General features: G+C 47.3%; 21 protein-coding genes and 1 pseudogene. 1 reads left to right on the top strand and 21 read right to left on the bottom strand.

Annotation, left to right across the window (positions count from 1 at the left end; all coding sequences use genetic code 11):
• Positions 1-2 precede the first annotated feature (2 nt).
• From DXB18_RS12620 to DXB18_RS12550, 14 genes and pseudogenes are all read right to left on the bottom strand, one after another.
• Positions 3-1,001 carry a LysR family transcriptional regulator gene (locus DXB18_RS12620; protein ID WP_182430570.1) on the bottom strand — a complete coding sequence of 333 codons (999 nt, stop codon included), beginning with the start codon at positions 999-1,001 and terminating at the stop codon, positions 3-5.
• 150 nt (positions 1,002-1,151) lie between these two features.
• Positions 1,152-2,087 (bottom strand): 2-hydroxycarboxylate transporter family protein, encoded by a 936-nt coding sequence (locus DXB18_RS12615; RefSeq protein ID WP_118708164.1) that lies wholly within the window; start codon positions 2,085-2,087, stop codon positions 1,152-1,154.
• Positions 2,039-2,548 carry a LysR family transcriptional regulator gene (locus DXB18_RS12610; RefSeq protein WP_118543029.1) on the bottom strand — a complete coding sequence of 170 codons (510 nt, stop codon included), beginning with the start codon at positions 2,546-2,548 and terminating at the stop codon, positions 2,039-2,041. Before DXB18_RS12610 ends, DXB18_RS12615 begins: the two co-directional genes overlap by 49 nt.
• Before the next feature lie 79 nt (positions 2,549-2,627).
• Entirely contained in the window at positions 2,628-4,949 is a 2,322-nt protein-coding gene (locus tag DXB18_RS12605; RefSeq protein WP_118543030.1) for a hydratase, read from the bottom strand.
• 129 nt (positions 4,950-5,078) lie between these two features.
• Positions 5,079-6,218, bottom strand: coding sequence for a PrpF domain-containing protein (locus DXB18_RS12600; RefSeq protein ID WP_118708162.1), 1,140 nt, complete (start codon positions 6,216-6,218; stop codon positions 5,079-5,081).
• A gap of 35 nt (positions 6,219-6,253) precedes the next feature.
• Positions 6,254-8,224, bottom strand: a complete 1,971-nt coding sequence (locus DXB18_RS12595; RefSeq protein WP_118708160.1) for an aconitate hydratase — start codon at positions 8,222-8,224, stop codon at positions 6,254-6,256.
• A gap of 30 nt (positions 8,225-8,254) precedes the next feature.
• A complete protein-coding gene (locus tag DXB18_RS12590; RefSeq protein WP_118708158.1) occupies positions 8,255-8,899 on the bottom strand; it encodes an RraA family protein in 645 nt (214 codons plus the stop codon).
• Between the two features lie 221 nt (positions 8,900-9,120).
• Positions 9,121-10,158: a 2-hydroxycarboxylate transporter family protein gene (locus DXB18_RS12585; RefSeq protein WP_118708157.1), complete on the bottom strand. Its 1,038-nt coding sequence runs from the start codon at positions 10,156-10,158 to the stop codon at positions 9,121-9,123.
• Positions 10,159-10,316: 158 nt separating this feature from the next.
• Positions 10,317-11,219, bottom strand: a complete 903-nt coding sequence (locus DXB18_RS16750; protein ID WP_118708155.1) for a LysR family transcriptional regulator — start codon at positions 11,217-11,219, stop codon at positions 10,317-10,319.
• An 89-nt stretch (positions 11,220-11,308) separates the two neighbouring features.
• Positions 11,309-13,042, bottom strand: a complete 1,734-nt coding sequence (locus tag DXB18_RS12575; RefSeq protein WP_182430569.1) for a PHB depolymerase family esterase — start codon at positions 13,040-13,042, stop codon at positions 11,309-11,311.
• A gap of 11 nt (positions 13,043-13,053) precedes the next feature.
• Complete coding sequence (locus DXB18_RS12570; protein ID WP_118708151.1) at positions 13,054-14,346, bottom strand: SLC13 family permease; 1,293 nt, start codon at positions 14,344-14,346, stop codon at positions 13,054-13,056.
• A gap of 135 nt (positions 14,347-14,481) precedes the next feature.
• On the bottom strand, positions 14,482-14,742 hold the full coding sequence (locus DXB18_RS12565) for a class II aldolase/adducin family protein (RefSeq protein WP_243103449.1): 261 nt from the start codon (positions 14,740-14,742) through the stop codon (positions 14,482-14,484).
• Positions 14,654-15,445 (bottom strand): four-carbon acid sugar kinase family protein, encoded by a 792-nt coding sequence (locus tag DXB18_RS16595; RefSeq protein ID WP_243103445.1) that lies wholly within the window; start codon positions 15,443-15,445, stop codon positions 14,654-14,656. The genes DXB18_RS12565 and DXB18_RS16595 overlap by 89 nt, the downstream gene beginning before the upstream one ends.
• Positions 15,446-15,458: 13 nt before the next feature.
• Positions 15,459-16,297, bottom strand: a pseudogene (locus DXB18_RS12550) (isocitrate/isopropylmalate family dehydrogenase).
• 119 nt (positions 16,298-16,416) lie between these two features.
• Here DXB18_RS12550 and DXB18_RS12545 point away from each other — a divergent pair.
• Complete coding sequence (locus tag DXB18_RS12545; protein WP_118708147.1) at positions 16,417-17,289, top strand: LysR family transcriptional regulator; 873 nt, start codon at positions 16,417-16,419, stop codon at positions 17,287-17,289.
• A 98-nt stretch (positions 17,290-17,387) separates the two neighbouring features.
• On the opposite strand, the gene DXB18_RS16590 is transcribed toward DXB18_RS12545, so the two are convergent.
• Genes DXB18_RS16590 through DXB18_RS12515 form a run of 7 tightly spaced genes read right to left on the bottom strand, consistent with a single transcriptional unit; the run spans position 17,388 to position 24,934 of the window.
• Complete coding sequence (locus DXB18_RS16590) at positions 17,388-17,957, bottom strand: SLC13 family permease (protein WP_243103440.1); 570 nt, start codon at positions 17,955-17,957, stop codon at positions 17,388-17,390.
• 17 nt (positions 17,958-17,974) lie between these two features.
• On the bottom strand, positions 17,975-18,481 hold the full coding sequence (locus DXB18_RS16585) for an SLC13 family permease (RefSeq protein ID WP_243035311.1): 507 nt from the start codon (positions 18,479-18,481) through the stop codon (positions 17,975-17,977).
• On the bottom strand, positions 18,478-20,040 hold the full coding sequence (gene citF, locus DXB18_RS12535) for a citrate lyase subunit alpha (RefSeq protein WP_118708145.1): 1,563 nt from the start codon (positions 20,038-20,040) through the stop codon (positions 18,478-18,480). The genes DXB18_RS16585 and citF overlap by 4 nt, the downstream gene beginning before the upstream one ends.
• Position 20,041: 1 nt before the next feature.
• Positions 20,042-20,944 carry an aldolase/citrate lyase family protein gene (locus DXB18_RS12530; RefSeq protein WP_118708143.1) on the bottom strand — a complete coding sequence of 301 codons (903 nt, stop codon included), beginning with the start codon at positions 20,942-20,944 and terminating at the stop codon, positions 20,042-20,044.
• The gene (citD, locus tag DXB18_RS12525) at positions 20,941-21,243 is read right to left on the bottom strand and encodes a citrate lyase acyl carrier protein (RefSeq protein ID WP_118708141.1); all 303 of its coding nucleotides are present in this window, start codon (positions 21,241-21,243) and stop codon (positions 20,941-20,943) included. The genes DXB18_RS12530 and citD overlap by 4 nt, the downstream gene beginning before the upstream one ends.
• Before the next feature lie 12 nt (positions 21,244-21,255).
• A complete protein-coding gene (locus tag DXB18_RS12520) occupies positions 21,256-22,650 on the bottom strand; it encodes an MmgE/PrpD family protein (protein WP_118708139.1) in 1,395 nt (464 codons plus the stop codon).
• Positions 22,651-22,666: 16 nt separating this feature from the next.
• Complete coding sequence (locus DXB18_RS12515) at positions 22,667-24,934, bottom strand: hydratase (protein ID WP_118708138.1); 2,268 nt, start codon at positions 24,932-24,934, stop codon at positions 22,667-22,669.
• Positions 24,935-24,970 lie beyond the last annotated feature (36 nt).

Genomic DNA, 24,970 nt, shown 5'->3' with positions numbered 1-24,970 from the left:
GTTTAGCAGCTGAACTTCTTCTTCATCAGGTCGATCAGGAACCGCTCTGCCCGGCCAAGATACATGGTTTCTTTGTAAACCGCGTTGACATTCCAGTATTCCGGCATTGCCGAAAAGTCATAACAATGGAACCGCTCCATTCCGCCAAGCACCTCCACGGCCCGCTGGGGCACAATGGCAACACCAAGGCCGGAAGCCGCAAGCTGGACGGCGGAAATACAGCTGGATAGTTCAATCATAATCTTAGGGTCTATGTCATACTGTCGGAGTACCGTGTCGGTTTTTTGACGAATGGCATGGCCCTTTTTTAACATAATGAAGGGAACGTCCTTCATGGCAGACAGATTGACGCGGGGAAGGACAGCTGCGGCCCCCGCCTTCTGCATTGTTTTCGCGGTCTCTTTGCCCGGGTCAGCCGGGATCTGCATCTGCACAGCATCTGCACGTTCCGTCTCCATCAGCATGTCTGCCCGAATCATGGACGAATCTGCCACCAGAACCAAATGTTCCCGGTAAATGAGTTCCGCCTTCAGCCCCACCGGAAGTTCTCCCTGGTCGCGGGGAATCACGTAAAAGCTGATATCATCTCGCATGATGGCCTGAAGCAGTTCATCGGACTTCGCTTCCCGCACCTGCAGTTCAATTCCCGGATACTGCTGCTTAAAATCCGGGATCACTGCCGGAAGCATATATCCGGTGCGCTCCGTCGGCATGCCAAAGGTAATGCGTCCCTTCTCGCCAAGTCCCGCATCAATCAGCTCTTTCCGCAGGTTATCGCTCATCAGCAGAATTTTCCTGGCTGTCTCCACATATTTTTCGCCCGCATAGGTAACTGTCAGTGGAGAAGTTCCACGGTCAAACAGTTTCACGCCGACATCCTGCTCTACTTTGGATACAATGTGGCTGAGTGATGGCTGGGATATATAAAGCTTGCGTGCCGCAGCCGTGATGCTGCGGCAGTCAGCAACCGTTGTGATATAAAGCATTTCGCGAAAATCCATACGTCTCCTCCTGATATGGGGAAATTCTTTCTTTTTTCCATCTTCAATCTCATTATATCCTTTTCCCCAACCATTCGCAATCATAAGAACGTATGTGCTTTGACAATTCCAATGAAATCAACGGATATACTACCGGTGTCATCTCAATATTTATGCAAAAATAGAAAATACAATACTGGACAATAGAAGGATCATGGCACCTCCGATTCTGGAAGATATCTGTGCATAACTGATAAGGTTCATGCGCTTCGCTGCGCCGAGCACGGCAAGGTCTCCTGCTCCTCCCATATTTGCCATACAAAGGCCTGCAGTAATGGCACTCTCAATCGGGAAGAATCCTACAGCCCATCCAAAGATTGCAGAACCGAGTACAGCACCCAGAACGATCAGAATGACAATCACGAAATTTGCCAGGGAAAGCACCTCCAGCATCTCGCTGAAGTTAATCATTACGATGCCAACGCCGACCATCTGGATCCACACAAGTTTGTTTGCGCAGAACTGCTGGCATTTCTGTGCTCCTGCTTTTAAATGCTCAGGAATCAGGTTAAAGACGTTTGCCAGTGCTGCAAAAATAATCAGATAGGCAAAGTTTGGAATGGATACGCCTGCAACAGACGGAAGAATCTTTTTGGCAAAAAGCTGTGCCAGAATAAAGAAACCACCGGTCAAAAAGATGCCTGCGCCAAGATCGTCCATACTCACATTAACAGATTCTTTCTTTTCCGTTTCCACTTTTTTCGCTGAATCACAAACCAATTCGCCGTTGCCGGATAATTTCGGAACCAGAATTCCAACGGTCTGCAAAATGGCCGCAAACGCTACGGATACAATGTTGCCGACTGCCAGAATCGCAAGTGCAAAAGAAAGATATCCGGCCGGATCTTCACCGGTTACGTCTGCGTAAACCTGGGCCATTGGAATTGCGCCGGCTCCAGCTCCGCCGCCCATGATCGGCAATACATAAGCCATAACAACCTGCACCGGATCTTTTCCAAACAGAATTCCACCAAGCGCACCAAAAAGAATGGAACCAATTACTCCGGCAATAATAGCCGGTAAGTATAATGCGCTGGATTTGACCAAAAGTTTCCGGTCAACGGCAGCGGCAGCACACCAATATCACACTTGCCCTTCGACACATATTCCTCGATCTTATCCGAACGCACCTCTACGGTCTGCACCTCAATTCCTGGATACTGACACTGAAACTGCGGCAGCACATATGGCAGAAAGAAAGATGCGCGTGCATGGGAAATCCCCACGATCACGCGCCCCTTCTTCTGATCATTGATATCGGAAATGTCATGCCGCAGCCGGTCATTGAGCGACAGGATCATCCGGGCCGTCTCCACATACCGTTCCCCCGCCGTCGTCAGGGAAATTGGTGTCGTGTTCCGGTTAAACAAAACTGCCCCAATCTCATCCTCTACCTTTGCGATGTAATGACTGAGTGCAGGCTGCGAGACATAAAGCTCATTTGCTGCTTTTGTCATGTTCTGTAGTTCCGCAACTTTTAACACATACTGGTATTGCTTGAAATCCATGCGGCTTCTCCTTTTCTTCTGCCTGCACGTTACCGTTTATTCCTTCTACAGACAGTAACAGCTGGCTTACATTCCCTCTTTAGCCTCTGTAATAATTGATCAGGCAACCTGATAACAGAATCTTTCGTTCCTCCTCCGTCAATGCATCCAGTGTGCATGTGATTTCTGACTGCACCGTTCCTGCTTCCGAATCCAGAACCTGTACGGTAACTGGATTTTTGCACGCAGCCACCACATCCCGCACATTCCGGATCAGCAGATAGCTTCCCACCGGAATTTCCAGCGCTTCCTCTGTCCGGAGCGGCAGAATGCCCCAGTTGATCAGATTGGAACGATATCGTTTCGTAGCATACTCATTCGCAAGGTTTGCAAAGCCACCTAAAACCTTCTGGCAGCTGGCTGCCTGTTCCCTAGACGAGCCATCACCAATCTGATCGCTGACCATCAGGCTTCCAAGGGTAATATCAGAAACGCTGCAATGGAGTTCACCGGTAAGCTTTTTCAGAAGATGGTCAAACGCTGCATCGCCTGTATGTACTGCGTCTGTATGTACTGCATCTCTCTGTTCTGTAGCGGATCCTGTTCCCGCCAAAGTTTCCGCTTTGCAGATCTGCTCTCTCCGGCTTTGCTCCAGTTTCCGTACTTCTTTGGCCCTGCCAACGTACTCTGGATCGCGGCTGATCATGGTATATTCAGAAATCTTTTCAGGATTGGACCGGAAAGATGATGCCTCGCCGGATGGAACCAGTTCATCCGTAGTTACCGATCCATGGTAAGAACCTGCTGTTTTTAATAACAGATGTTTCGTTAACGGTCGCATCTGCGGCCAATCTGCAATGTTCGGTCCCATCGTCAGTTCCACGGAATCATCGCCTTTTCCAAAATTATCAAACACCTGGTTTTCATAGATCTTCGGGTCAAAATGATGCTTTAAATTGCGGTACTCCACATCCAGTTCCGTTGCTGCAGTCAGTCTTCCGCCATTCCGGACAGTTGCTGCAATCGAGCGGGCATCCATCAGGCAGGCACAGGCCATCTGCCCCTGTCCCGGTTTTGAGCCTTCCCGGTTCGGATAATTTCTGGTCATGTGGCGGATGCTGACCTGGTTGTTTGCCGGTACATCCGTCACGCCAAAGCAGGGACCGCAAATGCACGGACGAAGAGTTACACCACTGACTGCCAGTTCCCCGGCAATCCCCTGTTCCATCAGATCTGCCATGACCGGGAGACTGGCCGGATTCATGCCAAGATTCAGACCGCTTCCCGGGATTCCATACCCCTTTAGGATATCCGCCATAGCGACAATATTTTCAAACAGACCGCCGCTACAGCCACTGACAAGTGCCTGGTCTACATAGAATTCCCCATTTTTCAAGTGAGACTGGATAGAAAACGGCTCACCATGGTCTCCCTTGATCCTGTTTCCTGCTTCTTCCACCTCTTTGATCACTTCCGGCATCCGTTCCTTGAACTCGCGGATTGACATGGCATTGCTTGGGTGAAACGGCAGTGCGATCATGCACTCCACGCTGGAAAGGTCAATCTCAATAAGACCGTCGTAGTACGCTCCGCTCTCTGGCTGCATTTTCCGGTAGGCATCGCCACGTCCGTGTCCGGTCAGAAATTCTTCCGTTTTTTCATCGGTACACCAGACACTGGAAAGCGCTGCACTCTCCGTTGTCATAACATCGATTCCCATACGGTATTCCATGCTTAAATTTTGTATGCCCTCTCCCACAAACTCCAACACCTTATTTTTGTTGAAATGATTCTGGAATGTTGCCGCGATCAGGGCCAGCGCCACATCCTGCGGACCAACGCCCGGTCTTGGAGTCCCGGTCAGGTTCACAGCCAACACCGGCGGGTAGGCAATATCATAAGTGCGCCCAAGCAGCTGTTTTGCCACCTCACCGCCGCCCTCTCCGATACCCATCGTACCCAGGGCACCATAACGGGAATGACTGTCTGACCCGAGGATCATCTTTCCGCACCCAGCCATCATTTCCCGCATATACTGATGAAGGACTGCCCGGTACGGCGGAACGAAAATGCCGCCGTATTTCTTCACATTTCCAAGGCCAAATACATGGTCATCCTCATTGATCGTACCGCCCACCGCACAGAGTGTATGGTGACAGTTGGAAAGCACATACGGGACCGGGAATTTTTGGATCCCGCTCGCCCGGGCTGTCTGTAAAATATTCACATAGTTATTATCTGGAGATACCAGAGCATCAAATTTCAGCTGAAGCTGATCCATATTGCCGCTGTGATTGTGGGCTTTCAGGATTCCATATGCCATTGTCTTTGTTTTTCCTTCCGCCTGTTCTGCTGCATTTCCTGCTTTTATAAAATTGCCGTCAGCTGTAAGCACAACTCCATGACCGGTTAATCTTACCATTTCAATCTCCTCCAATTCAGAACATCTTGCGTCTGTCACAAAATGTCTTTTATAAAAAATAGGAAACTGCCGCAAAATGCCACCATGGACACCTTGCGGCAGTCTGTCAAATATTCATCGCATTTTCATTTACCTGCGGATATACAATGTTCCATCCATAATGCGGCGTGCCGTTCTCTGGACCCCTACACTCGGAAGCTTCAGCTCTCCATGTTCTTTTGTCAGTTCCGGCACCATCGTCATGATACCACTCGGATGACCGATACGGACACTTCCCGCATTGCCAGAACTGCGAAGCACCTTCTCTACTACAGATCCCTTCATGGCTGCTGCCACGCTGATGGCACTTGCAGAAGTCAGCGGACATGCCTTATGGCATTTGAATACCGAAATGACACGGGCACAAACATCCATATCCTCTGCCTTCACCTGCTGTCCGGCAATATCGGTATAGGATTTCGGCACCGTCACAAAGCCGACCTTCGGCACCGCCGGACTGTTCTTTGTGGCATCCTGCAGATCTTTTGCAAAGCCCATCTTGCAGCAGGCAACACCGCGGATCTTCTCCAGGAGCGCACAAACTTCCTGATTGCTGTTTATTTCCTCCGGAAGTTCCGTACCGGTCATGCCGATATCCTCAGCCTTTACCAGCACCATGGGGTTGGACACATCCAGAATGGTGGCCTCGACCGGACCAAAATCAGGAATCTCCAAAGTCTCTACGCAGGTCCCGGTCGGAAGGAGCTTTCCAGTCTTCGCTCCTGCCGGATTCAGAAATTTTACATTCAATTCCGCTGCTGTTCCATCCACACCTGCAATGGCACAGTCTCCTTCCTGGGCGAATGTTTTTGTCTCTGGATCGATCGGAACCGTCACATCAATGTATTTATCTGTATTCCGGTTTAACATGTGGACCGTGGTCACCGGCTCGGTAATGGCAACCATCCCCTCTTCTACCGCATACGGACCAACTGCCGCGGTCATATTTCCGCAGTTAGACTTATAATCCACCTGACTCTTTCCAACAATGACCTGTCCCACCAGATACTCTACATCAATCCCCGGCTCCTCACTCTTCCAGACGATTACAATCTTATTATTAGAAGAAACCGTTCCGCCAAGCCCGTCAATCTGTTTTGGATCCGGGTCACCCATGGCCTGAAGAAAAATGCTGTCCCACTCATCCCGGTTTTCCGGAAGATCCTCTTTATGAAACATACAACCCTTACTGGTGCCGCCACGCATAAATACCGTTTTAAAAGTTCTCATACTGACCATTCCTTTCTTTTTGTTCTGACATTTCCCTATTTTTTTGCAGTTTCCATTTCTTTTAACTGCTTTTGAAGGTGACGCAGCTGGCCTCCGGAAAGGATTACCTCCAGCTCATTATCCGAAAGCTCCAGCTTTGCCTTGAAAGAAATCCCCTTTGTCAGGTCTTTGATGGTTACTTCTCTCGTTTTCATCTGATCAAGGAGACCTTCAACCTCCAGCTCATCCAGCAGATCCAGTTTGTCGTAATCTGCAGGATCCGCAAATACCATTGGGATGATGCCGTGGTTGATCAGATTTCCTTTGTGGATGCGGGCAATACTCTTTGCAATCACCATTTTGACCCCCAGATACATCGGGTTAATGGCAGCATGCTCGCGGGAAGATCCCTGACCATAGTTTTCACCGCCGATGATAATGCTCCTGCCCATGGCTTTCGCGCGTGCTGCAAACTCCGGATCGTAGCGGTGGTAGCAATACTGGCTCATGAGCGGAATATTGGAACGCATACTCGAAAACTCCGCGCTGGCCGGGGTGATATCGTCGGTCGTAATGTTATCTACCGTCTTTAAGCTGATCTGTGCCTTTAAATACTGTTCCGGAGCGTCCGGGACCGGGAGCGGCTGAATGTTCGGGCCGCGCACAATCTCGACCTTCTTTGCTTCTTCTTCCGGAAGCGGTTCGATAATCATGGAATCGTCTACCGGGAACTCTGCCGGCTCTTTCACTTCTGCCAATACGGACAGATCACTTCCAAGAATATCCTCTGCACTTGCAAAGGTACCGGTAATCGCGGTTGCAGCCGCACTCTCCGGGCTCACCAGATAAATTTCTGCCGTCGGATTGCCTGCACGGCCTTTAAAGTTCCGGTTTGAGGTACGAACGGCCACACCTTTGGTAGCCGGTGACTGACCGATGGCGCAGCACGGTCCGCAGGCAAGCTCCAGAAGTCTTACCCCTGCATCCAGAAGGATATCGATATAGCCATCCCGCATCAGAAGTTTGTAAATCTGCTTGGAAGAAATTGCGCAGGTACAGCTCACATCCTCATGCACATGTCTGCCTTTGAATACCAGTGCTGCTTTCGCGATATCCGAATAGCTGGAGTTGGTACAGCTTCCAATAAATACCTGCTGTACTTTTTTCTTTTCCACATCCTTTAACGGGATCACATTGTCCGGCTGATGCGGGCATGCGCAAAGCGGAACGAGCTCGCTTAAGTTCAGCTCCATCTCACCGTCATACTCCGCATCCTCATCCGGAAGGATTTCTGTAAAGTCTTTTTCTCTTTGCTCCGCTCTCAAAAACTCACGTACACGCTCATCTGCCGGGAAGATCGAAGTAGTTGCCCCCATCTCTGCCCCCATGTTGGTGATGCTGGCACGTTCCGAAACGCTTAAGGTTGCAGCGCCCGGTCCGACATACTCAAATACCTTGCCAAGACCACCCTTAATACCAACGCGGCGCAGCATTTCCAGGATTACCTCTTTTGCATTACAGCCCGGCTGCAGATGGCCAGTCAGATTCACCCTGATGATCTGCGGCATTTTCAGATGCATCGGAACACCAGTCATCGCAGTTGCCACGTCCATGCCGCCCACGCCAATGCAAAGCATGCCGATCGAGCCGCCATGCGGAGTATGACTGTCGCCGCCCATTAACAGCTTTCCGGGAACACCAAACCGTGCGACCTGTACTGCGTGGCAGATTCCGTTTCCCTGTCTGGAAACATGAACACCATAGCGTTTTGCGACAGACTGCAGGTAAATATGGTCGTCTGGAGTCTTGTTATCCAGATATAACAGGTTGTGGTCCAGATAGCTGACACTGCATTCTGTACGGATGCGGTCCAGACCAACCTGCTCAAATGCCAGATAAGTCATAACCGCGTTGATATCGTGGGTCAGAGTCTGATCCACCTTCAGAAGGATTTCCTCTCCCGGCTTCATCTCAGAAGGTGCCGCAAGATGTGCAGAAAGAATCTTTTTTGTAATGTTCATTCCCATGTGAATACGCTCCTTTTTCTCTGTTTGCTTTTATTTTTTCAACAATTTTGTATAAACCTCACCGGTACGCTCCATCTCAGCGATGGTATAGCGCTGGTTTTCTATCTTTTTCAATGCGCGTTCTATAACACCCTCCGCCTCTTCCCGGGTAAGCACACAGACACCATTGACATCCCCGATCACAATATCACCCGGTCTTACGCAGACGCCTCCACAGCTGACCGGAACGTTGATGGCTCCTGCCCCGCTTTTTGCCGCTGTACCACAGGTTAGACCTTTCGCATAGACCGGAAAGCCTGCTTCCTCACATCCTTCCAGATCCCGGAAAGCACCATCGATCACCACGCCCTCTGCTTTCATAAGGTTCGCGCAAATACTCCGGTGATCTCCCCAGTAGGAACAGTCGCAGTTGCCTTTCCCTGCAATAACCAGCACGTCTCCTTCTTCCAGCGCAAGGATTGCATCTGCGACGATACTTCCTTCTCCACTTGGCACATCGACCGTTACCGCCGGACCCACGATCTTCTTTCTGCCGATCCAGGGTTTGATCCGGTAATCCATGGAATGATATAATCCCGCCCCGTCGCAAAGTTCCGGAGTGGTAAATGCCCGCAGCCGTTCGATCAGGTCTTTCGGCGGACGGGTGAATTGTGTTTTTTTTATCAAAGTATCCATGTGTATTCCCCTTCCGTTTTATGATTTGATTGTAACGCATGGATTATCATAAGTAAAATACATGATTTTACATAGTTTCTATATACTTTTTTCTATAATGAGATGACATGTTCGAGAACACTCATGGCGCATTGCCACAAAAAAAGAAGCAATCATCCAAGATCACTTCTTTTCTCGTTTTCAAAAATGCAATTATCTGCAGAAACACCGCTTCTTTCCAGCTATGCCATAAAGCCAAAAATTACACTGCCCAAAAGTAATATGATTGCACCTCCAATACGAGAGGAAATCTGTGCATAGCTCATCAAATTCATTCTTTTTCCAGCTCCAAGAACCTGCAAATCTCCGGAGCCACCCCGGTTTGCCATACAAAGTCCAGCTGTGATCGCAGATTCTACAAAATTAAATTCAAACAACATACCAATTGTGCCAGAACCAATGATTGCACCAAGAACAACCATGGCACTGATCAACAGGGTCTGCCAGTTTAATACTGCAAGAAAATCCGCAAGATCTGTAAATGCAACACCGATACCAAACATGCAATAGCACATAAGCGGCTTTGTAAAGAAATTGGAGAGACGTTTCACACCCTCTTTGATTTCTACCGGAATCACATTGGCAATATTCAGGATTGCTGTAAACACTACCATATAAGCGTACATGTGCAAAGATACCGGACCAATTGCCGGCAGGATATTCTTGGAAAATACACGGGATACTACAAACACCGCTCCGGCCAGCAACAAACCACCCATAGTTGGAAGTACATAATATGCAACAATATCTTTCAAATTGATCCCGCAGATCAGACCACCTAAAATACCAAATAAAATCGCTGCAGCAATACCTCCAAGAATGGCAGGTATATATCCGCTAAATGCTTTAACAAGCTGTTTTCTGTTTACCGCAAGTACTGCAGACACAATCAGCAACGTGATAAATACTGTCTGAAAGCCAAAATCATCATAATAGAAAGTAATTGCATCTGCATATTTTGCCGGAAGGATCTGGAAATACTCCAATACAGCAGCTCCGAAAAAAGCCATAACTGCTCCTCCGCCAAGGAAATCTTTCCATATCGGAAGATGCTCACCAATCTCATACAGTACCAAGCCACCAGCAAACATGATCGTAATAATGGATAACATGTCCTGATCCGGAAGCAAACCAAGATAAATGGCCCCATAAATCAGAAACAGGCAAATCGCAATCATCCATATTGGCATTCCATAATAGCGTTTCTTTAATAGCTCCATCCCAATACCCTCACTTTTTCATATTATCGTACATGTGCTGCAGCTCATATGTTTATACTAACCGATTGCTGGTTATTCGGCATATACATGTTTTTACATGTACTTTATACGATTTTTTCTATATATGTTTAAATGTAGGAATGCACAAATTGTAACCCCTAAAAACGGGCATTAGAAAAATAATCCTTAAAATGTTTTATAATCTTGAGAATATCTGGATCCATTCTTCTTTCTCTACGGTATATAACTGCCATATCATATGTAATGTCACATCCATCAATCAAATAGAAATTTTCTGGAATCTCCTGAATGTCGCTCGTCAATATAGAAATAGAACTGCAAATTCCTTCCTCTGCCACAATTCTCCCATACGTCAAAGTCTCAAAAGTACCCTTAATATCAGCCTTAATTTGATATTTCTTCAAAATCTGAAGCGCAAGTGTTCGTTGATGCGGCATAGACAGCCCTGGCAGCATCAACGGTTCCTGATTTAACATATTAGCTGCCACATAAGAATACCTCCTCCCTGCTTTTTTGTAAGAAAAATCTCTCAGCAAACTATTTTTTGCAAGATAAACTCCTATCGGTATTTTATGTACAATCGTATACCCCAAGCCATTACTTTCCATCGGCAGACTTGTAAACGCAAGATCCAGTTTTTCCGTTCTAACCATTTCTTCCCGTTCCATGTGCCCTGTTTCGATAAAACAATAGCGCAACGATGAAAAATCTTCTGCCATACTTTTTAATGCTTTCACTGCCATTTCTGCCTGCCGAATGGAAACACCAATTTGTAATCCTTTATTGTTTTTCAATTCATTCAAAAATGTATGATACTCATTCAAAATTACTTCCGATGTTTTTTTGAAAGAAGTGCCTGCTTCCGAAAGCTCCAGTTTTTTCCCTTTTGACCGATAAAATAAACTACATCCCAGTTCCTGCTCTATCTTTTTTAATTGCTGACTTACCGCCGCCTCTGTCATATAACTCTTTTCCGCTGCTCTATTCAAACTTTCTTCCTGAACCATCACAAGAAACATTTCCATATCCTGTAATTTCATGTTTTTTAGATTTCCTTCCTTACTTGTATATTTCCATTATAACAAAAAAGAGACCTGTTAAACAGATCTCTTTTTTCTTTCTGTAAAATTTATAATTTTCTTCCCATATAATAGCGTTCCCCGCTGGCATCTTTTTTGAAACGACATAGAAAATCGTCGTAGCTAATTCGACTCTCTTCCGCATAATTTGCATGCGGCATATCGTCCACCAGTCCTAATGTAAGCATAGGAACTTCTTTTTTTCTCCAAATATAATATGTAATCGGATAACATTCATAGGTATCATATTCCAAATTCAATTCATTCTCGTCTGCAACATATCGAAGAAAATAATCCAAAGGACATTGAGGATTCAAAAGGTTTGGCACTTCTGCGCCAAATGATGGATCTTTTTTTCCTGCCAGTAAATACCATGGCATCCCTGCAATGGTATTTTCTACGTTGTCTGGCAACTTCAAAATTTCTGACCCCGGATAAGTAAAACCAGACCATGGAGCTACTGCCGCAAAAATATCAGAAGCCTGAAATGCGCAGCATGCCGTCATATAACCTCCTGACGACTGACCACATGCATAAATCCGCTCTTCATCGATATTCTGTCTTTCCCCCAGATTTTTCAACATGGCACGTACAAAAGGCATACTGTCAATATTTTTGCCGTTATAATTTCCATTCCATAGCCGTACAGCCCGATAGCCTTCTGGACGGATCTGGTAAAGATCCGCAGTTGGAAACAATGCAATAAATCCTCTTTCTTCCGCTACCAGGCTCATATCCGTAATATCAAAAAAGCTCTGTCCATTTCCCCCTCTCCCGTGAAATACCACAACCACAGGAAGTCTTTTTTCAGTGTTTTTCAATCTTTTCGGTATATATTCATACCATTCCCGTTTCATTCCATCCACTACAATCTGATGATATTCTGCACCATTTTCCCTGTTTGCAGGGTCACGATAATAACGAAGCACTTTTTTCCCATAAGAACGATGTCGTCTGGCTGCACCTATATAATTCCAGACATAGCTCAAATAACTTTCAGACAATTGTTCTATACTATATCCCAATGTAACCCGAACCTGGGCAATCTGTGCATCATTGATTGAAGAAACCATAGAAAGATGCTTTGGTAAATATATTTCTGTTTTTCTCGAATCATATACGGGAATATCCTGAGCACGGTTTTCCCCCATCCAATATGTTTTCGCCTGCTGCAGTTCTTCTGTTTCTTTCTCTTGCAAAAGCCACACAGGCAGCTGCCCACGCTTTCCTGATATAAACATTTCTTCAGATTGCGTCCCCTGATCCCTGTCGGGTTTCATCCATGTTTCAGCTTCATTTGTAATTTTTCCCCAAAATGCTGCTCCAGACCAGTCATTTCCCATGACCATCATCATTTTCATGACAGCCTGACTTCCTTCTTCAAATCCCATGGCATAAAAGCAATCTTGCATAGCAACAAAATATTCGCGTTTCTGCAATTTTTTGTAAGCTTCCCCCAACAATCTTGCCGTTTTTTCTCCATGTCCTTCTTTTTCTGTTCTAATGACCGCAATTAAAACTCCCTGTTTCTCTGAAAATTCGCAAATTTCATGTTTCAGCATAAACTCTTCCTCTGTTATTGATTCCGGAGAAGCTACTACAAGAACCGGATCATTATTATTCCACAATTCCGGAATATAAATCAGCATTCTTCCCTGTGTTTCCTCTGTTTTTAAATCCATAAAAAATGCTCCGTGAACCTGACATTTTTCCGGATTCATTAAATCTACCGGAACTTCACACTGTTTTTCCGGTAGTACAACCCATTTCATTTTTTTCATCATGTAGTCCTCTCTTAAAATGCAGGATAAATTGTCATAATCCATACAACATTAACAATTGTTAAAATAATAGATGGCAAAATGCTCATTTTAATCATCTCTTTTTGACTATATCCGCCAAGTCCCATAACCATATTTACAGTGGCAGTAGCCATTGGTGTCATAAAAGAAGCCAGAGAACCAGATAATGTCAAAAGCATCGGTCCAATCGGATTGCAGCCAATCGCATTACATGTCAGAATTGCAATTGGTGCAAAGATGTTGGAAACAGCACGGTTATTCATAAACTGCGTCAGAATGAATGGTGCAAGGAAAAATACCAAACCAATAAGATATCCATTTGTTGTATTTCCAATCATTTTTGCTACAGCACTTCCTACAGCTTCTCCAGCTCCCGTTGCTGTAAGCGCATTACCCATAGCAAGAACACCGACATACATCATAACAATTCCACCAAGTGATGCTGCAGCATATGCTTCTTTTGATGATAACACACCTGTAGCGCAAATAACCAAAGCTCCAATTAATGTGATGATCCAAGATGGAACATGAATTGCATCTGCTGCAAGCAGTCCTACAATAACAAATAAGAATGTTCCATAACCAACTACTTCTTTTACCGGAGACAGTACTTCCCTTTTCTTTTCTTTTTCTTTTGTTTCCTGAACCATAACCGGCTTAAGGTCTGGACTAAATTTAGGTGCAACAAACGCAGCATACAGGCAAACAGCAACCAGGCTCGGCAGACGGGCAATCATCGGATCCCAAAAACCAAGTTGATAAGCAGTTGCTCCATTTGATTCCAGAAATCCGTTATACTGGGCAAAGGTTGCTGCGCTTCCGCCAATTGGAAGTGTTGCACAAGTTGCTATCGATACAATACCAATAGAAAACAACATTTTTGAACGACTGAATCCCATATTGTCACACATTGCAAAAACAATCGGAAACATAATTGCAAATGCAGCAGAAGAACTTCCTGAAATTTGAGCCAAAAGCATGGTAATCAACACATAGCCCATTAAAATCATGGTAAAAGAGCCCTTACTAATTTTGTTTACCAATGTAGATACTTTATGAACTGCCTGTGTTCTCGATAATCCTTCCGAAACGATAAACATTGTAGCCATTACGATCGTATTAGAATTCGAGAATCCAGCCAAAGCCGTTTTTGCTTCCAGGCACCCGGTCAAAACCAGGGCAACCATCGCTGTTAATGCCACCACTGTTTTTGAAACTTTGCTTTGCATATACCCCAGGATCATTAAAACAAAAATCGCAATACAAATCCAAAATTGTGTATTCATAAAAACCCCCTGTACTTTATTGAATAGATTTCTCTCCTGGCCAGGATTGTTTTGTATTATTATTATAATTTAAGCATTTACTTTCGTCTAATTAATATAATTTTTATACATATAAGTAATTGCTTATTAGTAATATCATACTAACTGAAATTTCAAAAACTTTCCATACATCTCCCACAGGATCTTCGCCGTCTCCTCCAACTCCTCCTGCGCGTAAAACGCATCTAATATCGTCTTCCCCGGAACGACGGTTCCATGGCGCATAAGAAGCCATCCGGCACTGTGGTCCGCTTCTTTTTCAAACGCATCAAATAATTCTTTTGAGCCGGGCATGGCATACTCCACACAACCCACAGTTCCCAGTTTCATGCGAAGGTAAGGTGTAATATCCGGCATTACATCTAAAGTACCCGGCACGCATTGCATTCCCCATAAAACTGCATAGGTGCTGTGCATTTCCAAAATTTCCTGATTTCAGAACCAGGCGCAAACACCTGTTTCCCACTGGAGTCATAACCGGAACACCCGGTGCGGCGCTGGAATAAACCAAAACAGGACCGGATGATAAATATGATTTGATACTTTCCCAAAATTCCAGGCAGAAATACCGGCTTTGCGCCTCCATCAGTCTTTTCAGGTTGGAATCCCTCATCGGTGTAAGCGGATGGTCTTTCATGGAACTGTCCTGCAGCAAAGTACCATTCACATACAGGTTGCCCTGTTCTACTGTCCTTCCGTTTACCGGCAATGCAGGACAGATCAAAGCGCTTTTTACCTGTAAAAAATCCATAGCAGCATCGCACACCGGACCAATATTTCCTTTTGGGGTAGAATCAAATGTAGAACAATATTTGATATAGAAATGACTGCAATTTTGGCGTTTCAGCCAGTGTAAGGCATCCAGAGAGAGGCTGACCGCTTTCTCTGTTTCCTGCGTTCTGGTTTTCAATGCGATCACGATCGCGTCTGCCTGATCGGTTTCCTGCATTTCTTCTGGTGTACCATCTAGCAAGAGTGTCCGCATGCCTCCTTTTTTCAAAAAAGAGGCCATATCGGCTGCTCCCGTAAAATCATCTGCGACACATCCCAAAATGGTCATAAAATTTCTCCACTCAGATTTCCTTTTTCTTTTCCAGAAGCTTCGTGATCACTGCATCCGTAAACTCATCCGTTGACGCAGTTCCGCCTACATCCCTGGTAATGCATGTTCCTTCTGTCAGAACGGCTCTTACACTTTCCTCTACCAGATCTCCCCACTTTTTAAGGTCCATATAGCGAAGCATCATAGCTCCGGACAAAAGCAGGGATGTTGGATTTGCAATATTTTTCCCGGCAATATCCGGGGCAGAACCATGACAGGCTTCAAAACAGAACACTGATCACCAATATTTGCGCCAGCCCCCAGTCCCAGACTGCCAACAAGACCTGCACACAGATCCGATAAAATGTCTCCATACTGATTCATGGTAACGATCACGTCAAAACGCGTCGGTTCCGTAGCAAGATAAAAGGCTGTTGCATCAACCATCAGATCATCCGATTCGATCTGTGGATAATTCTTTGCTACTCTGCGGAATGTTTCCAAAAAGAGGCCATCTGTCAGACTGATTGCATTTGCCTTGTGGACACAGGTTACCTTTTTCCTTCCATACTTTAATGCGTATTCAAACGCATAATTTGCAATCCGTTCTGCCCCTTTTTTCGTGATCAGTTTTACAGCTTCCGAGGCAGTATCTCCGCCAATCCGATGTTCGATCGCAGAATAAATTCCTTCCGAAATTTCCCGGATCACTACAACATCCATGTCTGCATTTTTACCGGAAATTCCCGGAATTCCTTTTGCCGGTCTCGGGCATGCAAAGCAATCCAGTTCCTGCCGTATCACATTGTTGTTGGATGGATAAATATGGCTGCTTCCGTCTTTTCGCTGATATACAAACCGTCCTTTCATTTTTTCTACACTCATCGGTCCCTTGATTGCTACCTTCAGTTGCTTATCATAAAGTACAATGGTATAATTTTATCAATATCAATAACCTATTGGAATGTTTTCAGAAAGGCATGCTCACCATGGATGAAAAAGATTATGAACTGTTATTAGAATTAAATGAGTCAAAGAATATCACAAAGACAGCGCAAAAACTGTATATGACACAGCCTGCCATCACCAAACGGATTCAGAAAATGGAGGAAGAACTTCAGTGTACCCTGTTTCTGCGCTCCAAAAAGGGGATTTTATTTACACCTGCCGGAGAACAGATTCTTCCCTATGCTTCTGAAATCCTGGCAAACAGCCGGAAGTTAAAGGAACAGGTTTCTGCCTGTCAGAATCAAGTCTGCGGCACACTCCGACTCGGTTCGTCTTTAAACTTCTCCCACTACCGGCTCCCCAGAATCATCAAGGCTTACACCGACCAGTATCCGCTCGTGGACGTACAGATCACGACCGGACAGAGCAAGCATCTCTTCCAGTTATTAAACCGGGATGAAATTGCCATTGCGATCATGCGGGGACAGTATGTCTGGGATGAAGCCATACAGCTTATCTCTTCCGAACCGATGTGCTTCGTCTGCAGCAAAGAAAACCAGGGACGGTCTTTAAGCGAATATTCCTACATTGGCCGCCACACAGACTCAGACTTATCCGCCCGGATTGACCGGTGGCTGACTGCACACGATCTTGCCCAGATCCGTCCGCATATGTGGATTGACAGCATTGATACCTGCAAGGAAATGGCGCGGTATGGCCTTGGCTGGTGCATTTTGCCACGCATCTGTCTGGATGATTTTGATGGCTATATCGAAGAACTTTATATGGAAGATGGTTCTCCGTTCCTCCGAAATACCTATGTGCTTTACAAACATCAGTATGCCGAACTCCCGCAGGTAAAACTGTTTCTGGATGCACTGCTCGGCAGTTCCGTTTCCGAAAATAAGTTTTAATCTTCCTCCGGATACATGGCAACAAAAAAGCAGAGACCTGCATCCTTTCACACAAGTCTCTGCTTTGGCAGAAATGATTGATTTGATTTGATAAAATTTTAGAATTTGATCACACCGATCACGGTAGCCATAATCAGCACCGCAATGCTTGCCGGCCACACCAGTCTCAAGGAATATTTGATGTGCTCACCAATTGAAACATCTGCAAGACCAAGTCCTACATAAGTTGCTGCTACAGACGGGCTGACCGGAGTTCCCATGGTTGCAGTCAGCAGAAATGCTGCCGCCACAGTCTCTTGTGCTACGCCAAATGGCTCGACCACACCGATGATGATCGGAAGCAGTGCATAGTAAAATGCATCGGTACCAAGGATCATCAGAAGCGGTACGGAGAACAGACACATGAACCAGTGCATATGCGGAGCGATTGCTGACGGAAGCACAGCAACAATTGCGTTTGCCATCGCTTCTACCATGCCGGAATCTTTGATGACGCCCATGAAGATACCAACGGAAAACAGGGTCATGGTCATAACCATGGCATTGGTGCCATACTCTTTGATCTTCTTGTTCTGCTGTTTTGCATTCGGGAAGTTTACGATCAGACCGATTGCAAATGCTACCATAAAAATGGAATACAGCGGAACCGGAAGGTCTCTAAACAGCAATACTTACATCACCAGAGTCAGCACGAGGTTGAAATAATAAATGCTCTTCTTTGTTTCTTTCTTCTCCCCATTCGCATTCGCCAGTTCCTGTACATGAATTCCAGCTTCCGCTCCGTTTTTTTCTCAATCATGGAAACTACGATTGCAATGCCAAACGCTGCGATTGCCAGGCATACAACACCGGGAATCATAAAGCCATACAGGTCTCCGGCCTCTACGCCTGCCACACTTGCCGCACGCATGGTCGGACCGCCCCACGGAACCAGGTTCATCACGCCGTATGCACCGCACATAGCTCCTAAAAGTGCCTGCGGACGTACTCCCATACGCTTGCAGATTGGCAGAAATGCCGGAACCACGATCAGAAATGTGGTTGCCCCGGAGCCATCCAGATGTGCCACAAAAGTGGTAAGCACAATTGCGATGAAAATGGTTGCCACATTCTTTCCTGCCCGTTTAATCAGAAAATTGATGATCGGATCAAATAATCCCGCATCTGACATCATGGTGAAATAAGAAATCAAGAAAATGAATACTCCTTTACCTCGCGGACTACATCCATGATGCTGCCGTCACGTGCTTCAATGATACCAACTACCTTATCGCCAAACTGTACCGGATCCGGTGCACCTGTAATGGCATAAGCCTGATCTCGCAATTCCTCGATGGTGCAGATGGGCAGACCGCTGTCTTTCATGCAGTCGATGAGATCCTGTCTGCGCGGGTTGATTGCGATACCATAATCGGTGATGACAACATCTACGGTCTCACCCGGAGTCGTCACGGTAGTTACATTCGTGCAGATTGCCGGGATTCTTCCCTGCATAAGCGGCGCAATAACGATGGTACACTTTGCGCCTGCGGCGGTATCTGGATGTCCACCCTGGGCGCCGGTAATGATTCCGTCTGACCCTACTACAACATTGCAGTTGAAATTTACATCTACTTCCAGTGCGGCCAGAATAACAAAATCAAGCTTATTCACATACGCGCCCTTGTTAAACGGGTTTGCATACTCGGAAGCACTGATCTCAATGTGACGGTCTGGGTGCTTCTTAATAGACTCTACTGCCCCAAGATCAAAGTCCTGCGTGTCTACCAGAAGATCTGTCAGGTCACGGTCCAGCAGATCAGCCATAGGTTTGGTCAGTCCACCAACACCAAAGCTCATCCGGATACCACGCTTTTCCATCTCATCTGCAAGGGAGATCGTCGATGCAATAGAGGCACCTCCCACTCCGGTCTGATAAGAAAATCCATTTTTGAAATACGGGGTACGGATGACAAACTGCGTACAGTAATCTGCCATTCTCAGCTTTCTCATGTCGGAGGTCGGCTTTGCTGCGCCGGTTGCGATCCTGGCCGGATTACCGATCTCATTCACCACGCAGACAAAGTCTACCTGAGTCATGGAAATGCTTGCCGGGATGTTTGGGAACGGCACCAGACAATCGGTGATTGCTACCACACGGTCTGCGTACTCGGCATCGGCCATGGCATAGGACAATACGCCGCAGTCGCTCTTCCCGCCGTTTGCCCGCATGTTGCCGTATTCATCACAGGTCGGAGCGCCGATAAATGCGATATCGATGTGGACTTCGCCAGACTCGATAGCTCTGACACGTCCGCCGTGTGAGCACATCACTGCCAGATTTTTCAGTTTGCCCGCGGAGATGGCCTCTCCAATCCTGCCACGCACTCCTGAGGAACGAATTCCGGTCACCGTACCATCCTCAATCATCGGAACAATCGGATCGTGTGCTTTTCCCAGAGAACTTGCACAGATCGTAATATTCTTAACTCCCATCTTATGAATCTCTTCCATGACCATATTCACGATGTAGTCGCCCTCGCGGAAATGGTGATGGAAGGAAATGGTCATGCCATCTTTGATCTCACACTTCACCAGTGCCTCATGAATGTTCTCCACGATCTTGCTTCTATTCGGGTCCATCATGGCATGAGCCTTCGGAGCTGCTTTCTTATACTCGTGATTATCGTAAGCGTAAGCGCCCTTGAATGCTTCCTTACCGGTTGCCTTTAATACCTCTTCCGGGATTTCTCTTCCTACTGCATTGATCATCTTATAAATCCCCCTCATATACGCCTGATGCTTTTGCTAATGCAATGGTTCTCTTTGCGCCGTCGTAGAATGCGATATCGATCATCTTGCCGTCTACGGTAAATACGCCGATACCCAGTGCCTTCTTCTCATCGATCTCTTTTACGACCTTCTCTGCGAAAATGATCTCCTTCTGGGTCGGGGTGAAGATCTTATGGACAACATCGATCTGACGCGGGTTTACGAGGGATTTGCCATCGAAGCCCATCATCTTGATCATCTTGACCTCTTCCTCGAACACATCCATAGCATCCAGGTTGGTGAACACGGTATCCCAGCACTGCACACCGGCTGCTCTTGCGGCGATGATCATCTGCTGTCTTGCTCCCTGCAGCTCCACACCGGTTCCGGTGATCACGGTCTGCAGATCCTTGGTGTAGTCACCGCCGGAAAGAGCAATACCGATCAGACGGTCAGAAGACTTACAAACCTCAAGGGCATTTAAGACACCCTTGCAGGACTCCAGAGCTGCCATTAACAGAGTGGAGCCTTCCGGTCTTCCGAACTCTCTCTCAGCTGCCAGCACATGCTCCTCTACGGTATGTACGTCCTGTGCGGTATCGGTCTTTGCAATACGGATGGTATCCGCGCCGCCAGCCACGCAGACGCGGATATCTTCTTTCCAGTGCGGGGTATCCAGTCCGTTGATGCGGACAACACGCTCAACTCCGCGGTAATCAATCTCCTGCAGTGCATGATACAAGGAATATCTTGCTGCATCCTTCTGGTTCTCTGCAACCGCATCCTCCAGATCCAGCATGATGGAATCTGGCTTGTAGATGTACGGATCCTTGATCAGGCCCGGCTTCTGGCAGTTTAAGAACATCATGGAACGTCTCAGTCTTTTCTTATTTGGATGGCTCATGATTGAATTGCACCTCCCCATGGAAGATTTTTCGTGATATCGTTGGAGCGGTATACGGCACACTCAACGCGTGCCTTTAAGGTGCAGTCCAATGCTCCTTTGTCTACCACCGTTACCTTTGCATCGGTTACTTCCAGACGGTTTAAGGTTTCCAGAACCGTTGCCTTGATCTGCTTTCCAAACTGATGAATCACACTGCTCTCGATGGAAAGCTCTACCGTGCCATTTCCAGGCTCTACAGTAACCTGGGCATCACTGGACTCCAGGGTTCCTGCCATGGCAGCTTTCTTCACTAACATGCTTTTTCCTCCTTATATCACCGGAAGCCTTTCGCTTCCAGCAAGATTTAAAACTTTCTCTATAGTCTCCTGCTCATGTCCCGGACATACCACCGACAGAAATTCTTCTGCCTTGTTTCTGGCCTGCGCTCTGCTTAACGGACGTTCCACACTTCCTGACGGATCTTCCACCTCTGTCTCATAGCAGGTGTCGTCCTGCATGGTCAGTTTCATAAAACAGCCCCAATGTTTCGGGTACTGTTCCGTAAAATGGTCTGACGGCTGCACGATAACTTTTGCCAGCAGATCCTGAACTGCTTTCTTCTCCACGACTTCCGGTTCAAATTGTCCCATTGCCACGGTTCCGTAAAGAAATGCTGCTGCCACGGAATATGGCGTGGAAAATTTTGCATCCAGAATCGTCTTTGGATGCAGACAGCCATCGCTGACCGCACACTGTTTATAGCCCACCAGATAAGTATCGATCTCGATTTTCTGAATCTGTTCTGCCAGAATCTCTGCCTCGCCTTCCCTCTGGATCGTAAGGCCCATGTGCGCTTCCATCTGCCTGCGGATGTCGAGAACCGCATCGATCGCGCAGTGTGCGCTCCGGCAGCATGGATAAGGCTTCATATCCATATTTAAAATCTCATAAACTTCCCCCAGTCCCTGGCTGAGTTTCGAAACATCTCCGCCGTCCGACATGGCAAACAAAAGTCCGCCATCCTTCGCATCAAAAATATGCTCCGGGCCGGTCATGCCTGCCTTTGCCAGAAATGCTGCCTCGATTCCGTCTGCCGCAGCTCTCGCCGGATGCAGGATTTTGCAGTTACTTCCATCTCCCAGGAAAGCCCAGACACCACTCGACTGGGTTCCCGCCATGCCAAGCGCTGACACGATCTGGTCCACGCTCAGATCCAGAAGCTTCGCGCAGGCAGCAGCGCAGCCAAACACGCCGCAGGTTGCCGTGGCATGCCAGCCCCGGTTCCGATGCGCAGATACTCCGAATGCCATGCCTACCCGGTTCACAGTCTCATAGCCGCAGACCACTGCCAGAAGGAACTCTTTTCCGCTTTTCCCAAGATACTCCGCACAGGACCAGGCGGCCGGGATCAGGCTTGCGCTGCCGTGAGTTTTAGATGCCGTATGGACATCGTCCAGCTCCAGAGTGTGCGCCAGCATGGCATTTAACATCGCGGCTGTTGCCAGCGGATATTTCCGGCTATCGCCCCAGACAGAAACATTACCACAGCCGCTTACCGCGCCCAGTGCCTGTTTCGCTGCTGCCACCAGCGGATCTTTTGCCGCCCCGGCTGCCACACTGACCAGATCAAGCACGCGGAGCGCGGCAGTTTCCCGCACGCGCTCCGGCAGCTGGTCCCATGTGATGTCATGAATAAATTGTGCTAATTTCCGCAGATCCGACATACACACGCCCCCATTTCTATTCTGCTTTGTAAGAGTTGATCAGGCTGCCTGCCAGAAGTACTTTCTTCTCTGCTTCTGTCACACCGTTTAACTGAAGCTCCATGGTACGGGTGCTTCCGTCTTTTCCGATGATGGTTGCCTCAAACCGGGTTGCACCATCTTCTACCGCCTTGCGGATGCCCGGCAGGTATACATACTCGCCAACCTCCAGATTGATGTTGTCATCCGGGTAGGTGAACGGCAGCATGCCCCAGTTGACACAGTTACTGCGGTAACGCTTGGTTGCATACTCGATGCAGATGTTTGCCAGACCACCCAGTACCTTCTGGCAGCTTGCTGCGTACTCACGCGCAGAGCCATCGCCCGGACGCTTTGCATACAGAACAGAACCGATTCCAGTGGTCTTCATGAGTTCTTCCGTTGGTGCGTTGACGCCAACTGCCTTTAAAACTTCGTAAACTTCCGCAGTCTTTGCTGCCTCGCCTGCCACACGGGCTTTCTCATAGACCTGAACGGCTTTTGCCTTGCCGACGTACTCCGGGTCTTTCCGGATCAGGGTGAACTCAGAGATCTTGTACGGATTGGAACGGTAGGATGCCGTCTCACCAGATGGGATCAGCTCATCGGTGGTGGTTACTTCATCACGGATCACACTTGCCACCTGAAGGAGCAGATTGTCGGTCAGGGCAGACATCTGCGGCCAGTCTTTGATGGACGGGCCATAAACGATCTCGGTTTCCGGCTGTGCCTTGCCATAACCGTTATAAACGATGTTATCGTAAATGTTGATGTTAAACTCGTAAGCCGGAACCGTGAACTCAACCGGACAGCTCTCAGCAGAGGTTAAGTAGCCGCCGTTGAATGCGGTTGCCGCGATGGACTTGGAATCCATCAGCGCTACCGATGCAATCTGGCCGTTTGCCGGGCTAGAACCTTCGCGGTTCGGGAAGTTTCTGGTGCTGTGACGGATACAGAAATCGTTGTTGCCAGGAGCATCGGAAGCACCGAAGCACGGTCCGCAGAATGCAGTCTTCACGCGTGCACCATAGTTCATTAAGTCATTCAGCACACCAATCTTGTTTAACTCATACATGATCGGCTGGGATGCCGGGTAGATGTTTAACGGGAAAGTTCCAAGACCGTGGTTTAACCTCTTCGCGATCTGGTCTACCGCATAAATGTTCTCAAAGGAGCCTGCTGCGCAGCCTGCGATTGCTGCCTGGTCTACCTTGATCTTTCCGTTGTGGATCTTGGAGCGCAGATCTAAGTGGATGTCTTTGTTGTTCTCGAAGACACGCTCTGCCTCTTTCTCTACCATACCAAGGTATTTCTCCGGATCTGCGATCACATCTGCTAACGGGTAGGCATTGCTCGGATGGAACGGCAGTGCGATCATCGGAACGATGGTATCCAGATTGATTTCTACGATGCCGTCATACAGAGCTGCGTCACCCTGCTGCATACGCTTAAAGTCATTCGGACGCTTGTGGATCTCGAAGTACTCTTTGACCTTGTCATCGGTTGCCCATACAGAGGAAAGGCAGGCAGACTCGGTGGTCATGGTATCGATGCCGTTACGGAAATCCATGGACAGGCTGCTGACGCCAGGTCCGATGAATTCCAGCACTTTATTCTTTACGAAATTGTTTTTGAATACCTTGCCGATGATGCTCAATGCTACATCCATCGGTCCTACCCACGGCTTCGGAGCGCCGGTCATGAATACGCCGATAACCTCCGGGTAATCAATCTCATAATATTTGCCAAGCATTGCCTTTGCCAGCTCCGGACCGCCCTCACCAATAGATACGGAACCCTGGGTACCGTAACGGGTATGAGAATCGGATACGATGGACATATCGCCGGATTTGACGATCATCTCACGCATGTACTGGTGGATGACAGCCTCATGCGGCGGAACGAAGATACCGCCAGACTTCTTGCAGGCAGACTCTGCGTATTTATGTACATCGGTATTGATGGTTCCGCCTACCGCGCACAGGCAGTTATGGCAGTTGGTGAAGACACACGGCATCGGGAATTCTTTGAGTCCGCTTGCGTATGCCGTCTGTAAGATACCAACGTAAGTGTTATCGTAAACACCCATGGAATCAAATTTGATCTCCAGATGCTCCATGTTATCAGAGTGATTGTGCTTTTCCAGCACCTGATAGGTCAGGGTTTGTTTCCTGCCCTCTTCATCAGAAAGCTTTGCAGCCTCCTCTGCAGTTGCGATATGATCATTCTTTACAATGTAATGTTTTCCTTCATGTAAGGTTACCATGTGAATATTCTCCTTTCATTTTCCAAACGAATGCAG

This window comes from Clostridium sp. OM02-18AC (genome assembly GCF_003481825.1).
In the GTDB taxonomy this organism is placed as follows: domain Bacteria; phylum Bacillota; class Clostridia; order Lachnospirales; family Lachnospiraceae; genus Brotaphodocola.
Note: the sequence above shows the minus strand (reverse complement) of the source record. Positions and strands in the feature narration are given on the sequence as shown.